Below are 16,382 nucleotides of genomic sequence, written 5' to 3' on the forward strand. Positions count from 1 at the left end.
CTTTATCTCATTGCATGAGCAACTTCTTTACGTACACGTCTTCCTTTTCCATGCGGGATACAAAGTGGCGTCCCAAATAACGGATCCGTACTAATTTGACATTCCATTCGGAATACATCACGTACTAGCTTCTCATCTACTACTTCTTCTGGCTTACCTTGTGCATATATTTGTTTATCTTGAATGGCTACAATATTGTCTGCATAACGGCAGGCCAAATTTAAATCGTGTAGTACCATAACAATTGTTCTTTGTTCTGTTTCATTTAATTCGAATAATAAATCTAGCACTTCAATTTGGTGAGTCATATCTAAATAGGTAGTAGGCTCATCCAATAAAATAATATCTGTATCTTGCGCAAGCGTCATTGCAATCCAAGCACGTTGTCGTTGTCCACCTGAAAGAGCATGCACATCACGCTCAGCAAATTCTGTCATACCTGTTGCTGCAAGTGCTTTCTGTACCATTTCCTCATCTTTTTCTGACCATTGCTTCAGCCATGTTTGATACGGATAACGTCCTTGCTTTACAAGTTGCAATACTGTAAGCCCTTCTGGCGCTTGCGGTCCTTGCGGTAAAATTGCCATTTGACGAGCGATTTGCTTCGTTTGCATATTTTGAATGGCTTGACTATCTAACAAAATGTCACCAGCTGTTGGTTTTAATAATCTAGCTAGTGAACGTAATAAGGTCGATTTCCCGCAACCGTTAGAACCGATAAAGATGGTAATTTCACCTTTTGGAATTTCTAAATTCAACTCATCAATAATAATTGTTTCACCGTAAGACAACGTCAAACGTTTCGTCTCCAATGCTTTTTGCATATTCATCTTCCTTTATGAATTCCGACTTTTATAAAGTAAATAAATAAAATAAGGTGCACCAATTGCTGATGTAAATACCCCTGCTGGAATTTCAAGTGGGGTGAAAACTGTACGCCCAATTAAATCTGCAGCAAGTACTAAAATCGCACCGACAATAGCCGCAACCGGGAGTAATGCACCGTATAAAGAACCAACTAGTCTTCGTGAAATATGAGGTGCCATTAAACCGACAAATCCAATTCCTCCAGCAAAGGCAACTGCTCCACCAATTAAAGCTGTACTAAGTAATAACATAAATATGCGTGACTTCGTTAAAGGAACACCAAGTCCTACCGCAATATCATCCCCTAGCTCTTGCGCATTTAAATGTCTAGCAGCTATAAATGATATTACCGTTAAAATAAGAACCCACGGCGCAAGTACCATGACGTTTTGCCATGAAGACCCGTAAACAGTGCCTGTAATCCATACATTCGCTTGACTCGCTTGGTAAATTGGCGCTAACAACATAAACAAAGTCGTTGCCGCTTTCGTTAATGCCCAAAAACCAACACCAATTAAAACAAGACTAATCGGTGATAATCCGTCATTTCTCCATGCAAATAAATATACAAAAAGTGCTACAATCGTTGCCCCAATAAAAGCTGCTAACGGCATATAATGAATGCTTACAGTTAGCGCATTATTTTTATCACTAAATATAGCTAAAAATAATACAACTGCAACACTTGCACCACCTGTAATCCCGATGATATCCGGAGAAGCAAGTGGATTTCGAACGAGCCCTTGTAAAATACATCCTGCTACAGCAAGTGCGATTCCTACAAGGATAGCAATTAAAATACGCGGCATACGAAACTTATTTACAACCATATTGGACATCGCATCGCCATTTCCAGTGATTGCTTGCCATACATCATAAGGAGCAATTTTCATGTCTCCCATACCTGCACTCGCAAAAAACAATCCTATTAAAACAACTAGTAAACTGAATAAGACGAGACAAGCTCGTTTGTACATTAAAAACGAGAGCCCGCCTTTTCCTATACGAAACGGAATATACTTCTTCATTTGCTAAGCCCTCTCTTACGTGCAATATAAATAAAGAATGGGGCCCCAATAAATGCTGTCATAACCCCTACTGGTACTTCTTGTGGCATAATGACATATCTTGCTGCTATATCAGCTAAAATCAATAGTATTGCACCTAACAAACCACTATACGGTACTCTCCACCTATGATCTACTCCAACAAGAAATCTGGCAAAATGCGGGGTAACAATACCAATAAACCCAATAGGACCTGCGACCGCAACTGAACCACCGGATAACAGGACAATAATAAGTAGTACGAATGATTTCATTAAAATCGTTCTTTGACCAAGTCCTTTTGCAACGTCTTCCCCCATCATCAATGTATTTACTTTCCCTGCCATCATAATAGATGCAATCCAGCCTATTAATAAATACGGGAATACTGATTGTAACATTTCTAACTTTCTTCCTTGCACAGATCCGGCAAGCCAAAATAATACTTCTTCAAGCGCCTTTTCATTTAACACAAGTAATCCTTGTGTTAATGATGAAAATAACGCACTAATTGCCACTCCTGCTAACGTTAATTTAAGAGGCGTTGTCCCCTCTTTTCCTAAAGAGCTAGAAGCAAATACAAGTACAGCTGCAATTGCTGCCCCTAAGAAGGCAATCCACGTGAAAGCTGATAATGATGTCACGGAAAAAATAACAATTGCTACAACGATGAAGAAAGCAGCACCTGAATTTAATCCAATAAAATCTGGAGAAGCAAGTGGATTCTTCGTTAAAGTTTGCATAAGACAACCTGCAATGGCTAAACTAGCACCAACACTCGCTGCAATTAATGCCCTTGGTAGACGCACATTTTGAATAATAATATGTTCATTGGACCCATTAAAATGGAAAAAAGCATCTAACGCTAATTTCCAACTCGTATTTGTATATCCGAAAATAATACTGCCCCAAATACAAGTAATGACTGCAATGATCCCAACAAATAATCCAACCCATTTTGCTCGATTTGTTTTTAATAACATGCAGCGTTTCCCCTTCAATGTATAATGATACGTTGTAAGTGTATTTCAACTTAATTCTCATTGTCAACGGAAATGAGAATTATTTTCAACCGTATGTATTGACAATCTAAAGATAAAGGCTTAATATCATGCTTGCTATTGAAAAAAATTCTCACTATGTAGGGGGTACATAATGAATTTCATGCGAAAGAAATCGTTTACAGTATTTGTATTTTTATTAGCCTTTTCACTACTTTTAAGTGCTTGTGGAAAATCAAATACGAAAGAAGAATCAAAAGAAGATACGAAAAAAGAAATGATTCCTGTGGAACATGCAATGGGTAAAACAGAAGTTCCTGCTAATCCAAAACGTGTAGTCATTTTAACAAATGAAGGTACTGAAGCTTTACTTGAATTAGGTGTTAAACCAGTTGGGGCTGTAAAATCTTGGACTGGTGATCCATGGTATCCACATATTAAAGATAAAATGAAAGATGTAAAAGTTGTTGGTGATGAAGGACAAGTGAACGTAGAAACAATCGCTTCTTTAAAACCAGACTTAATTATCGGTAACAAAATGCGTCACGAAAAAGTGTACGAGCAACTAAAAGCAATTGCACCTACTGTGTTCTCTGAAACATTACGTGGTGAATGGAAAGATAACTTCAAGTTTTATGCGAAAGCATTAAATAAAGAAAAAGAAGGCCAAAAGGTTTTAGCTGATTACGATAAACGTATGAAAGATTTAAAAGCCAAACTAGGTGATAAAGTAAATCAAGAAATCTCTATGGTTCGCTTCATGCCTGGTGATGTTCGTATTTATCATGGTGATACATTCTCTGGTGTTATTTTAAAAGAACTTGGATTTAAACGTCCTGGCGATCAAAATAAAGATGACTTCGCAGAGCGTAACGTATCTAAAGAACGTATTTCTGCAATGGATGGCGATGTATTGTTCTACTTCACATTCGATAAAGGAAATGAGAAAAAAGGCTCTGAATTAGAAAAAGAATATATCAATGATCCACTATTTAAAAATTTAAATGCAGTGAAAAATAATAAAGCATACAAAGTTGACGATGTGATTTGGAATACTGCTGGCGGTGTAATGGCTGCTAACCTACTATTAGATGATATCGAAAAACGCTTTGTTAAATAGTATTTCCCTAACCAGCTCCCCTTCTATGGAGCTGGTTATTTTTCAATTCACTTAAATGTCACATTATTTCATTTTGTATTTTTATTCCCAATATGTTATATTATAAAAGTAAATAGAATATATTTTCTCTATATCAGAATAAATATTTTAATCTAAATTTTCTGATTAATCACTATTTTATTTTCTTTTAGAATTCAATTATTACATTTGAAAACGCTTATCATCTTGTTTTCAGGGCAAAATACAGTAACGGTCGAAGTAAAATAGAACTTTTTTAGAAATTTTCTTTCTATTTCCATATAATTCTATTGACTTCTAAATATTTTGTAAATTAAAATGATTACATAAATATCCGTTATACAGGATTAGGGGGAAACAAAAATGGATGCAGCTTTAAAATTAGACAAAGCTGGAGAGCAACAATCACCAAAAAAACATCCACCAGGATTGTACTTGTTGTTCTTAACAGAAATGTGGGAAAGATTTAGTTATTATGGAATGCGTGGCCTTTTAGTTCTTTACTTAACGACTGCTGCGGTTAGTGGCGGGTTAGGATTTGATAAGGCGTTTGCAGTGCAATTATATGGTACTTTTACAGCGGCAGTATATTTCATGCCAATTATAGGTGGATGGCTAACGGATCATTATATTACAAGACGTCATGCCATTACTCTCGGCGGAATTATTATGGCAATCGGCAACTTTGTACTATTCTCAATGAATACAAAAACAGGACTATTTCTAGGATTAATACTATTAGTTATTGGTAATGGGTTCTTCAAACCAAATATTTCTACACTGTTAGGTGAATTGTATAGTGAAAATGATTCACGTCGTGACAGTGCATTTACTATCTTCTATATGGGTATTAACGTAGGTGCTTTCTTCGCTCCACTTATTTGTGGATTTTTAGCAGAAGATTTCTTTAAAACAAGCGTTGATGGCGTTATGGTTATGGGATATAAATACGGATTCTTAGCAGCTTGTATCGGTATGATTATTGGACAAATTGTTTTCAACTTATTAGCTCCTCGCTATCTTGGTACAGCAGGAACAACAGTTGTTGGTAAAAAAACAAAAAATCAACCTGCAGTCGAAAAGAAACCTTTAACAAAACAAGAAAAAAACCGCACTTGGGCAATTGTAATTTTAACTTGTTTCGTAGTATTCTTCTGGGCAGGCTTTGAACAAGCTGGTAGTTCTTTAACACTTTATACAGATAAATTTGTTGATCGTACAATTTTTGGATGGGAAATCCCAACATCTTGGTTCCAATCCGTTAATCCAGCGTTCATCGTACTACTTGCACCATTCGTATCTATGCTATGGTTAAAACTTTCTAAATCAAAGCGTGGCGATTTAAAAATACCAACAAAAATGGCATTTGGTATGATTTTACTAGGTATAGGTTACCTTGTTTTAACATTAGCGGTTCTAAAAACTGGAAGTAGTGAAGCTGATATAACTGTTAAAGCAAACTTATTATTCATCGTTATCACTTATATGTTCCATACAATTGGAGAACTATTCTTATCACCAATCGGTCTATCAATGGTAAGTGCAATTGCACCTGTTAAATTAGCATCATTACTAATGGGTGTATGGTTAGCTGGTTCAGGTATGGCTAACTGGTTAGCTGGTAAACTTGCTTCCTTTACACAATCATTAGGATACCTTGAAGTATTTGCAAGTATTGGCATTATCGTTATCGTCTTAGGACTTGTACTCCTTCTCTTCTCTAAAAAAGTTGCGAGTATGATGGAATAATACAAAAACAGACGCTTCTAAAATCAGAAGCGTCTTTTCTATTACTTCTCCTCTAAAGCCGTCACGTTCACGTGAACGCTTTCTCCAGGATTAGATACATCATACACTTGAGCAACCCCACTCTGCTCGTCACAGCTCTCAATCCATACTGGTACACCTTCATATGTAACGTCGATTCTACTTGAAGAAGATAAAATTTGTTTCACACGTTTTACATCCATTCTACTATCCCTCCTTTGACTTATTACACTCCTTTCTATCTTTTCTTTTCCTTTTAGAATATATTCCATATAGCAGCATGTTAATTAATAGCCTTTTCTTCCTTACATTCCAACATTTTCTCTCATGTTACCTTTCTGACAAATAAAAAAAGACGTATGTCCCATACGTCTTTTTCCATAATATTCAAATTTTAAGAAAATAATGTTTTTACAACTTCACTTACTTTATCATTATGAATTTGATAATACACTTCTAGTCCTCGTCGTTCAAAGCGTACTACTTTATTTTGTTTTAATTTCGTTAAATGTTGCGAAACTGTTGATTGCGGAATTTCTAACACTTCCTGTAATTGTGTTACATTACATGTTCCACGTTGCATTAGTTCCATTACTAGGCGTAGACGCAACGGATGCGCTAACGCTCTTAACATTTGTACATCTTCTTCTGAAATATGACATTCGAATTGATTTTGGCTCATAAAGTTCCCCTCATTTTCGTTTTTATTTTCTTTTTATTTATTTATATATCTGTTCTTATATTTCCTGTTACGACATAACTTTATCAACCTATAAAGCTGAAAATTTTTTCCACCTTAACCAACAAAGAACTCAGGAAAAATTCCTTGCTGATTTTGAATATTATACTATATGATATAACGAAAAAGCAAAACAACGGACTGCAAATACTTTGCTTGCAAACGTTGTTTTATCAGGCTTTTTGTTATATTTTCACCTCATTGCAACGTGCAGTAATGATATTGTAAAATACCGTCTATAATTGATAACCTATCGTAACGTTTTTGGGTTATATTTAACCTCTTTGTTATGCTAAAAGGAATTTTCAGTAAAAAGAGATATCATAACATTAAATTTTAACTTATTGCTTTTTAAATAGTATTCAATAGCTTAAACTGTGATGAAATCCTTCCTATTAAATGTATTTATTTCCCCTTTCTTACTTGATTGAATGAGGCAAGCTGTACCAACCTAGCAAATATTACATACTTCAACATACTTTCTCATATTCGATAAAAAGACGTTCTCTACTAGAGAACTGTAGGATCAATAATATATAAACAACTGAAAGAAAAGAATATGCAAATAATTTATCCCACCCACTCAAATAGATTTGGGTGGGCTTTTTGTCTACTTTATGAACAAAATATTTCTTTTAACACTATTATGGAATAATTATACTTTTTCACGTTGACAATAGTGTTGAAGAAGAATATACTAAGCATGTAAGTTGATTGTGAATAGTTTCACAAATAATGTGAATTTCTTCACATATAATAGATAGGAGTTGTCATTATTATGAGTACTTGGACACAAATTTATGACCCATTAAACAATATTTGGTTATCTGCTCTAATCGCAGCACTTCCAATTTTCTGCTTCATCATTTGTTTAATGGGACTGAAAATGAAAAGTTATATCGCTGGTCTTTACAGTGTGATTGTCGCTATTATTCTTGCTATATTCGTTTATAAAATGCCAGCAACAGTAGCTGTAGCATCTGCCGGATTCGGTATTTTATCTGGATTTTATCCAATATGTACTATCGTTATCGCAGCAATTTTCCTTTACAAATTAACTGTTAAAACAGAACAATTCAACATCATTCGTGATAGCATTTCAAGTATTACAAATGATCAACGTTTACAAGTATTATTAATTGCTTATTCTTTCGGTGCTTTCTTAGAAGGCGCAGCTGGTCTAGGTGTTCCAGTTGCTATTACAGCTGCACTACTTGTAGGTATGGGCTTTAACCCATTAAAAGCAGCAGGTATTTGTTTAGTAGCTAATATCGCTGGTGGTGCTATGGGTGCTATGGGTATCCCAGTTACAGTACCAGCACAATTAACTGAACTTGATGCATTAACTATCGGTCGTCAAACTGTTCTTATTTTACCATTCATTAGTATTGTATTACCTTTCTTACTTGTTTCAATGGTCGATGGAATTAAAGGTATTAAAGAAACTTGGCAAGGTATTCTTGTAAGTGGTATTTCTTTCGCAATTACTCAGTTCGTTGTAACTTACTTCTTAGGTGCAGAACTTACTAATATTTTCGCAGCCGTTGTAAGTATGATCTCTCTTGCATTATTCTTACGTGTTTGGCAGCCAAAATCTTCTACTAAAGAAGAAAAACAAGAAGAAAAAGAATCTCATACATTCAATCAAATTTTATATGCTTGGTCTCCATTCGTATTCTTAACTGCATTCGTAACAATCTTTAATTTAAAACCAATTAAAGCGTTATTTGCTCCGGATGGTGCACTAGCAAACTTAGTATTCAATATTCAATTCCCTGGTCTTCATAATGCTGTTATGAAAACTACACCAATTACAAAAGCTGATACACCTTTCGCAGCTGTTTTCAAATTTGATGTATTCTCATCTACAACTACTGCAATTGTATTAGCAATTATCGTTTCACTTATCGTGTACCGCGTTAAAGGTAAAATGGTTAAAGAATTAATGGTTGAAACAATGAAAGAGCTAAAAGCTCCAGTATATACAATCTGTAGCGTTATCGCGTTAGCTTACGTAGAAAACTACTCTGGTATGTCATCTACACTTGGACTTGCATTCTCTTCTACTGGTAATGCATTCCCAATTCTTTCTCCAATCTTAGGATGGATCGGCGTATTCATTACAGGATCAGTAGTATCAAGTGGTTCATTATTCGCACCGCTTCAAGCAGTAACTGCAGATCAATTAAACATCGTTCCTTCTACTCTTGTTGCCTTAAACGTAGTAGGTGGTACAATGGCAAAAATGGTTTCACCTCAATCTGTAGCAGTTGCTTGTGCAGCAGTTGGACTAGTTGGTAAAGAATCTGCCTTATTTAAAACAGCAATGAAATACAGTCTAATCTTCTTAGCTATCATTAGCTTACTTCAATTAAACGCTGTATTTAATATCTTTTAAAATAAAACACCGATCCAAATGGATCGGTGTTTTTTACATTACATCTTCTTATCCTTTAATAAAGAAGCTCCAGCAATTTCAGGATGCGTCATTTCGAATGGATCTAAAATAATATCCAATTCTTCTTCTGTCAGTACACCATGTTCTAAACATAACTCCCGAACAGATTTTCCTGTTTCAATTGCTTCACGTGCAATGCGAGATGCTGCTTCATAACCAATATGAGGGTTAACTGCTGTAATAATTCCAACACTTTTCTCAACATATTGCTTCAGCAGTTCTTCATTTGCTGTAATTCCTTTAATACAATATTCACGGAATACACGGAATCCGTTATTCATAATACTAATAGATTGAATTAAATTAAATACGAGCACAGGCTCCATTACGTTTAACTCTAATTGTCCTGCTTCTGACGCTAAGCAAATTGTATGATCATTACCAATTACTTGGAAAGCGACTTGATTAATTACTTCTGCCATAACAGGATTTACTTTACCTGGCATAATAGATGAACCTGGCTGACGAGCTGGTAATTGAATTTCCGCCAATCCAACACGTGGACCAGATGCCATAATACGAAGGTCGTTCGCAATTTTAGACATATTCATCATACATACTTTTAACGCTGCAGATACTTCTGTGTATGCATCTGTATTTTGTGTTGCATCAACTAAATGCTCTGCACCAACAAGTGGGAATCCGCTAAATGTTCGTAAGTGTTTAACCACTTGTTCAATGTAGGTAGGGTTTGCATTTAATCCCGTACCAACAGCTGTCGCCCCCATATTCACTTCATATAAATGTTGGCGAGATTGTTTAATTCTTTTTATATCACGCGCAAGCACTCTGCTATACGCTTCAAATTCTTGTCCAAGACGAATTGGAACAGCATCTTGTAAATGCGTACGTCCCATTTTAATGACGTGATCGAACTCGTTTGCTTTTGCACGGAAAGCAGCATGAAGTTCTTCCATTGTAATAAGAAGTTCTTCTAACATCATAAGAGTTGCAATATGAATCCCCGTTGGGAACGCATCATTCGTTGACTGAGCCATGTTTACATGCGTATTTGGGCTAATTTTTGCATACTCGCCTTTTTCATATCCCATACGTTCTAACGCTCGATTAGCAATTACTTCGTTTGTATTCATATTAATAGAAGTTCCAGCACCGCCCTGAATTGGATCTACGATAAATTGATCATGGAATTTCCCATCAACAATTTCTTGCGCTGCCTCCGCAATTTCATGTCCAATGTCTTTCGCCAAGTAACCAGTATCGATATTTGCAAGTGCCGCCGCTTTTTTCACAATTGCCATTGCCGTAATGAGTGACGGATGGATGCGATATCCTGTAATCGGGAAGTTTTCTACCGCACGTAATGTTTGTACACCGTAATAAGCTCTACTTGGTACTTCCTTTTCACCTAAAAAATCTTTTTCTATACGTATATCCTTCGTTGCTATCATTTTCATCACCTATACTTTTCATTCTAAATCCCTATTTAAAAAATTCGCCCTCTAAAAATACGAGTATCATTCAGAAGAATTTTTCAGTGTCCACCTTCACTATATAGTACCTTTTTTGAAAGCGCAAACATTTAATTTTCTATATATATCTTTTATAGAAAATCATTCTTCTCCCTTCTTTATTTCCACTCGTTTAATTTGATGCATATCTTTTTCCAGAACTTTAAAAGAAAAGCCGTGTTTTTCAATAATATCTCCTTCAGCAACGATTTGCTTTTGTACCATAATCCATCCACCAATTGTATCTACATCATCAGCGATTAAGTGTATGCCAAATAAATCATTTACTTCACTAATAAGCACTTTCCCCTCTACGATTTTACACCCTTCACTTATATGCTCTATAGGCGGGTGTTCATCTTCATCGTATTCATCTCGAATTTCCCCAACAATTTCTTCTAAAATATCTTCTAATGTAACAATCCCAGCTGTACCACCATATTCATCATACAACACAGCTAATGGAATGTGTTTTCTTTGCATTTGTAATAGTAAATCATGAATTGGAATATTTTCTAGCACTTCAATGACCGGCCTTGTATATGGCATAATCGAGCACTCCTCGTCCCGATTACCATCCATATAACGAATAAATAAATCCTTTACATTAACCATTCCAATGATTTCATCTTTATCTTCACCAAATACAGGATACCTCGTATATTTTTCTTGTGCGATTATTTTAATATGTGTTTCAAATGGTTCGTCCTCATATAAACCTACAACTTCCGTACGAGGCACCATAATTTCCTTTGCCACTCTATTATCAAATTCAAAAATATTATTTACATATTTAAATTCCCTTTGATTAATCTCTCCGCTCTCATAACTCTCAGATAAGATTAATCGTAATTCTTCTTCCGAATGAGCAACTTCATGTTCAGAAGCCGGATGTAATCCGAATAACCCTGTTACAAGCCTTGCTGAACCATTTAAAGCCCAAATAAACGGATACATTACTCGGTAAAAATAAATAAGTGGTTTCGATAATAATAAGCTAACTTGCTCTGCTCTTTGTATGGCGAACGTCTTAGGAGCAAGTTCACCAATAACAACATGTAAAAACGTAATAACTGCAAAAGCAATAATAAATGAAACGGTACTTGCAATTGCAGAAGATAGGTGTAGTTTTAAAAACAACGGCTCTAGTAAATGTTTTATAGTCGGCTCGCCTAACCACCCAAGCCCTAAAGCGGTAATGGTAATACCTAACTGACATGCTGATAAATATTCATCTAAATTTGAAGTTACTTTTTTTGCTGCCAATGCTCCTCGTCGTTTCTCACTAACGAGTTGGTCAATACGACTGCTACGCACCTTAATAATTGCAAACTCAACAGCTACAAAAAAACCTGTTAATGCAATAAGAATGACTACCATCAGTAATTTTAAAATATCCACATATATCCTTTAGCTTTCTTAGCTAAAGTGACACCTCCTTTAAAAAAGAAGTTTCACTTTAGTTTCTTCATTTACTCAAAAGCAACCCTATATAAAATTCACCAATTTCAAACCTCATACAATTCTAAAGGTAAACCATCCGGATCTTGGAAAAAAACAAATTTTTTCCCGGTTATCTCATCAATACGTATCGCCTCAGTTTCAACACCACATTGACTTAAATGTTGCACGGCTTCTTCTATATTTGTAACAGCAAATGCTAAATGCCTAAGTCCAGACGCTTCTGGAAAACTCGGGCGCTCAGGCGGACTTGGGAATGAAAATAATTCAATTTGATACTCTCCCCCTACACATAAATCTAACTTATAAGAATCTCGTTCCTTTCTATATACCTCATTTACCTCTTCAAAACCTAATATCCTAGTATAAAAATCTTTTGACACATCATAATTTGAACAAATAATTGCAACGTGGTGTACTCTACATATATTCATACTCTCTCTATTCCTTTCTTTACCAAAGATGCATATTCTCCCTTGAAATGAAAAACATATATAGCAGAATATCTCTTTTAGGGGGCTTACTATGAAATTTATTACCTTTTTCTTAGGACTTATCGTCGTCTTCTTCCTTGCTTATATCGCTAGTAACAATAAGAAGCATATTAAATTTAAACCTATTTTCATCATGCTTCTTATACAGTTAATTTTAACCTATTTATTATTGAATACAGAAATCGGTCTCATACTTATTCGGTTCATCTCCAGTTTGTTTACAAAGCTACTCGAGTATGCTGCTGATGGTATAAACTTCGTATTTGGCGGCCTTGCCAATAAAGGTGAAATGCCCTTTTTCCTTACTGTCTTATTACCAATTGTCTTCATTTCCGTCTTAATTGGTATACTACAACATTTCAAAATACTACCATTTTTCATTCGTTGGATTGGTTACTTCCTTAGCAAAATAAATGGTCTTGGGAAATTAGAGTCTTACAATGCTATCGCATCTGCCATTGTCGGCCAATCAGAAGTTTTTATTACGGTCAAAAAACAATTAGCTCAAATTCCAAAACACCGTCTTTATACACTTTGTGCATCTGCCATGTCAACTGTATCTATGTCTATCGTAGGTGCCTATATGACAATGATCGAACCTAAATATGTAGTAACCGCACTCGTTCTCAATTTATTTAGCGGCTTTATTATCGTACTTATCATTAACCCTTACGACGTGAGGGATGACGAAGATATTTTAGAACTAAAAGGCGAAAAGCAAAGCTTTTTTGAAATGCTTGGAGAGTACATTCTAGATGGCTTTCGAGTAGCTATCGTTGTCGGTGCTATGCTTATCGGATTCGTCGCATTAATGAGCTGCATTAATGATCTATTCCTCATTATATTCGGCATTACTTTCCAGCAATTAATCGGCTACGTCTTTGCACCAATTGCGTTTCTTATCGGTGTACCAAGTTCTGAAATTGTCGCGGCTGGTAGCATTATGGCAACGAAGCTTGTAACGAATGAATTTGTAGCAATGATGGATCTTAGTAAAATTTCTAATAGCCTTTCTCCTCGTACAGTTGGTATTATTTCTGTCTTCCTCGTCTCTTTTGCCAACTTTTCTTCTATCGGCATTATTTCAGGTGCGGTAAAAGGATTAAACGAAGAACAAGGAAACGTCGTTGCCAGATTTGGCCTTAAATTACTATACGGAGCGACTCTCGTTAGCATTTTATCTGCAATTATCGTAAGCATTATGTTGTAATTAGGTAAAATTTTATCATTTTCTTATCCCTATCTTTTGTATACAATAACGAATAGATGTCTTTATAAATAATCAAGACATCTATTTTTTATACATGTACAATCGCTTTTATTTAGCGTACAATATTTTTTATGTGTTTAAATGCGCTTCTAGATGTATATACTTTGATAGTTTTAAAGGAGAAAAAATGATGAAATCCGATATGCACAAAGATACTCGAGCCAAAAAGGGACGCTCAAAGAAAAAACGTCTACTTTGGTTCCTTCTTATTCCATTACTGATTATAGCACTTGGAGCAGGAGGCTACTCCTTCCATATATACAGTAAAGCAAAATCAATTCTAAGTAATGCCTATTCTGAACTTGGTCGCGGAGACAAATCCAGCAAACGTGAAAAAGCCGTTAAACCTATGACTGACAACATTTCCGTACTTATTATGGGTGTTGATGAAAGTGATATTAGGGACAAGAATTATGGGAAAGCAACTCGTACAGATGCACTATTACTTGCAACCATTAATAAAAACGATAAATCTGTTAAGCTTGTCAGTATTCCACGTGATTCACGTGTCTATATTAAATCACGTGATAAATACGATAAAATTACACATGCGCACGTATTCGGTGGTGTAGACAGCACGATTGATACAGTTGAGAAATTTTTAGATGTTCCAGTTGATTACTATGTAAAATTCAACTTTAAATCCTTTATCAAAATTGTTGATTCCCTTGGTGGCATTACTGTAGATGTTCCAGTGGAGTTCACAGAACAAAATAGTAAAGATGAAGCAGATGCAATTCACCTTAAAAAGGGACGTCAACATTTAAATGGAGAAGAAGCACTGGCACTAGCGAGAACTCGTCATATCGATAGTGATTATATGCGCGGTCAACGACAACAGCTTGTTTTAGAAGCTATTGCTGAAAAGGCATTATCTCTGAATTCCATTAATAAAATCGGTGGTTTATTAGACGCTGTTGATAAAGACTTAAAAACAAATTTAACTTTTGATGATATGATGACAATTGCGAAAAATTCAATGGGTTCAAACTTAAAAATGGACAAATTGCAAGTAGAAGGTACTGATAAATATATAGGTGGTATTTATTATTACGTTCCAAACGAAAAAAGCGTCGATAATATTTCGACAACACTACAAGAACATCTCGGTGTTACGAATAAAAATGAACATAAAAAATTATAATAAAAAGGCTGCTAGAACTTTCTAGACAGCCTTTTTATTATAATTTTCAACATATTTCTCGTACATATTGTGACAAAAAGAGACAATTATTACAACAGTGTAACATATTTTATAAAAACATTACACACACAGTGAAAATAATAGTATACTAGTACGTACATAATGTTATTTTCATCATTTTTATACAAAAAATGTAATACATATATTTATACAAAAATTTCTGGGGGGAAATAAATGAAGCTAAGTAAAATACTGATCGGTTCTGCAATTGCTGGAGGCATATTACTTTGTGTTGGCGGTGTTGGCGGATATCAATATGTATCCAAACTAAATAATCAATTAGATACTACTGCATTACCCAATACTACATTTGAAGGTATTTCTCTCGATGGAAAAAATAAAAAAGATATTCAAGCTATTATTAATCAAAAAATCACTGAATTAGATCAAAAATCACTTACGTACATATTCCAAAACGATAAACAAACTTACACATGGAAAGATTTAGGGATAAATTATAAAGAAAAAGATATTATCGACAAAATCTTTAAAGAACAAGAAGGCAACGCAATAAATCGTTACAAAATGCGGAAACAAGCTGAGAACGGTGAATTAAAACGTGACTATAAATTAACACCTCAATTAAATACAACTGCTTATAAAAGCTTTATGAAGGATAAATATAATGAAACATTAAAAAATCCTGTTAATGCAGAATTAAGTATTGAAGGCACTACAGTAAATATTAGCCAGAGCCAAAATGGAGAAAAAATCGATAAAGAAAAGTTAACTGATTTAACGCGGCAAGCCATTACTTCTGGCACATCTGACGTTACATTACCCGTTACACTATTAAAGCCTGAACGTTCTACAGAAGATATACAGAAAATGGGGATTAAAGAAGTAATTGCTGAATATTCAACTCCAATGGCTGGCCGTAATGGGAATCAATCCTTTAACGTAAATAAGTCAGCTAATACTTTAAGTGGAGTGATTGTCGCACCTGATGAAACATTTAGTTTTAATGGCCGCGTTGGCGTAACGGATGCTGCTCATGGTTATAAATCCGCAGCTGTATATTCACAAGGGAAAGTTATACAAAGTGCAGGCGGAGGCGTTTGCCAAGTGAGTAGTACTTTATATAGCGCAGCTTTAAGAGCAGATTTAGGAATTGTTTCTCGAAGCAACCATTCTATGCCCGTAAATTATTTACCACTTGGGCAAGATGCAGCAGTAGCAGATTATGGTCCAGATTTAAAATTTAAAAACAATACAGGCAATCATATTTATATTCAAGCATTTTCAAATGGAGGTAGTATTACTACACGTATTTTCGGCACAAATACTGGTAAAAATGTTGAAGTTTCTTCTCAAGTAATTAGTAGGACTAATGATAAAATAACAGCAGTTACGTATAAAAAAGTAACACAAAACGGTGAAGTAATATCTAATGGACAAATTTCAAAAAGCGTATATAAAAGCGCTCCAAAACAATAAGACACTATCAAACAAAAAAATTTCAAAA

The 16,382-nt window shown here is 35.0% G+C and carries 14 protein-coding genes; 6 read left to right on the forward strand and 8 right to left on the reverse strand.

Going from position 1 to position 16,382, the window contains the following annotated elements; genetic code table 11:
* Positions 1–2: 2 nt before the first annotated feature.
* Genes PDQ40_RS20685 through PDQ40_RS20695 form a run of 3 tightly spaced genes read right to left on the reverse strand, consistent with a single transcriptional unit; the run spans position 3 to position 2,896 of the window.
* Positions 3–824: an ABC transporter ATP-binding protein gene (locus PDQ40_RS20685; RefSeq protein WP_001167951.1), complete on the reverse strand. Its 822-nt coding sequence runs from the start codon at positions 822–824 to the stop codon at positions 3–5.
* A gap of 12 nt (positions 825–836) precedes the next feature.
* The gene (locus PDQ40_RS20690) at positions 837–1,895 is read right to left on the reverse strand and encodes a FecCD family ABC transporter permease (RefSeq protein WP_000760066.1); all 1,059 of its coding nucleotides are present in this window, start codon (positions 1,893–1,895) and stop codon (positions 837–839) included.
* Entirely contained in the window at positions 1,892–2,896 is a 1,005-nt protein-coding gene (locus PDQ40_RS20695) for a FecCD family ABC transporter permease (RefSeq protein ID WP_000925237.1), read from the reverse strand. Before PDQ40_RS20695 ends, PDQ40_RS20690 begins: the two co-directional genes overlap by 4 nt.
* 172 nt (positions 2,897–3,068) lie before the next feature.
* Here PDQ40_RS20695 and PDQ40_RS20700 point away from each other — a divergent pair, with 172 nt between their 5' ends.
* Together PDQ40_RS20700 and PDQ40_RS20705 are read left to right on the forward strand one after the other, a co-directional pair.
* Positions 3,069–4,034, forward strand: coding sequence for an ABC transporter substrate-binding protein (locus PDQ40_RS20700; RefSeq protein ID WP_001010263.1), 966 nt, complete (start codon positions 3,069–3,071; stop codon positions 4,032–4,034).
* A gap of 381 nt (positions 4,035–4,415) precedes the next feature.
* Positions 4,416–5,801 carry a peptide MFS transporter gene (locus PDQ40_RS20705; protein WP_000338322.1) on the forward strand — a complete coding sequence of 462 codons (1,386 nt, stop codon included), beginning with the start codon at positions 4,416–4,418 and terminating at the stop codon, positions 5,799–5,801.
* Positions 5,802–5,842: 41 nt separating this feature from the next.
* Here the strand turns inward: PDQ40_RS20705 and PDQ40_RS20710 are convergent, their stop codons facing one another.
* Together PDQ40_RS20710 and PDQ40_RS20715 are read right to left on the reverse strand one after the other, a co-directional pair.
* Positions 5,843–6,022, reverse strand: coding sequence for an acid-soluble spore protein H (locus PDQ40_RS20710; protein ID WP_000382683.1), 180 nt, complete (start codon positions 6,020–6,022; stop codon positions 5,843–5,845).
* A 191-nt stretch (positions 6,023–6,213) separates the two neighbouring features.
* Positions 6,214–6,501 carry an ArsR/SmtB family transcription factor gene (locus PDQ40_RS20715; protein ID WP_000081427.1) on the reverse strand — a complete coding sequence of 96 codons (288 nt, stop codon included), beginning with the start codon at positions 6,499–6,501 and terminating at the stop codon, positions 6,214–6,216.
* An 835-nt stretch (positions 6,502–7,336) separates the two neighbouring features.
* On the opposite strand from PDQ40_RS20715, the gene PDQ40_RS20720 reads away from it, so the two are divergent.
* Complete coding sequence (locus PDQ40_RS20720) at positions 7,337–8,956, forward strand: L-lactate permease (protein WP_000109110.1); 1,620 nt, start codon at positions 7,337–7,339, stop codon at positions 8,954–8,956.
* A 38-nt stretch (positions 8,957–8,994) separates the two neighbouring features.
* Here PDQ40_RS20720 and aspA read toward each other — a convergent pair whose 3' ends face one another.
* The 3 genes from aspA to gloA2 form a co-directional block, all read right to left on the reverse strand.
* On the reverse strand, positions 8,995–10,428 hold the full coding sequence (gene aspA / locus PDQ40_RS20725) for an aspartate ammonia-lyase (RefSeq protein WP_074540606.1): 1,434 nt from the start codon (positions 10,426–10,428) through the stop codon (positions 8,995–8,997).
* A 162-nt stretch (positions 10,429–10,590) separates the two neighbouring features.
* Positions 10,591–11,889 (reverse strand): hemolysin family protein, encoded by a 1,299-nt coding sequence (locus tag PDQ40_RS20730; RefSeq protein WP_000353305.1) that lies wholly within the window; start codon positions 11,887–11,889, stop codon positions 10,591–10,593.
* A 107-nt stretch (positions 11,890–11,996) separates the two neighbouring features.
* Positions 11,997–12,383: an SMU1112c/YaeR family gloxylase I-like metalloprotein gene (gene gloA2, locus PDQ40_RS20735; RefSeq protein ID WP_001017666.1), complete on the reverse strand. Its 387-nt coding sequence runs from the start codon at positions 12,381–12,383 to the stop codon at positions 11,997–11,999.
* Between the two features lie 91 nt (positions 12,384–12,474).
* Here gloA2 and PDQ40_RS20740 point away from each other — a divergent pair, with 91 nt between their 5' ends.
* The 3 genes from PDQ40_RS20740 (at position 12,475) to PDQ40_RS20750 (ending at position 16,354) form a co-directional block, all read left to right on the forward strand.
* Positions 12,475–13,653, forward strand: a complete 1,179-nt coding sequence (locus tag PDQ40_RS20740; RefSeq protein ID WP_000668837.1) for a NupC/NupG family nucleoside CNT transporter — start codon at positions 12,475–12,477, stop codon at positions 13,651–13,653.
* A gap of 190 nt (positions 13,654–13,843) precedes the next feature.
* Positions 13,844–14,857, forward strand: coding sequence for an LCP family protein (locus PDQ40_RS20745; protein ID WP_000834032.1), 1,014 nt, complete (start codon positions 13,844–13,846; stop codon positions 14,855–14,857).
* 234 nt (positions 14,858–15,091) lie between these two features.
* Positions 15,092–16,354 carry a VanW family protein gene (locus tag PDQ40_RS20750; RefSeq protein ID WP_000777348.1) on the forward strand — a complete coding sequence of 421 codons (1,263 nt, stop codon included), beginning with the start codon at positions 15,092–15,094 and terminating at the stop codon, positions 16,352–16,354.
* The last annotated feature ends 28 nt before the right edge of the window (positions 16,355–16,382 follow it).

It is taken from the genome of Bacillus cereus group sp. Bc061 (assembly GCF_027715825.1).
Classification (GTDB): domain Bacteria; phylum Bacillota; class Bacilli; order Bacillales; family Bacillaceae_G; genus Bacillus_A; species Bacillus_A paranthracis.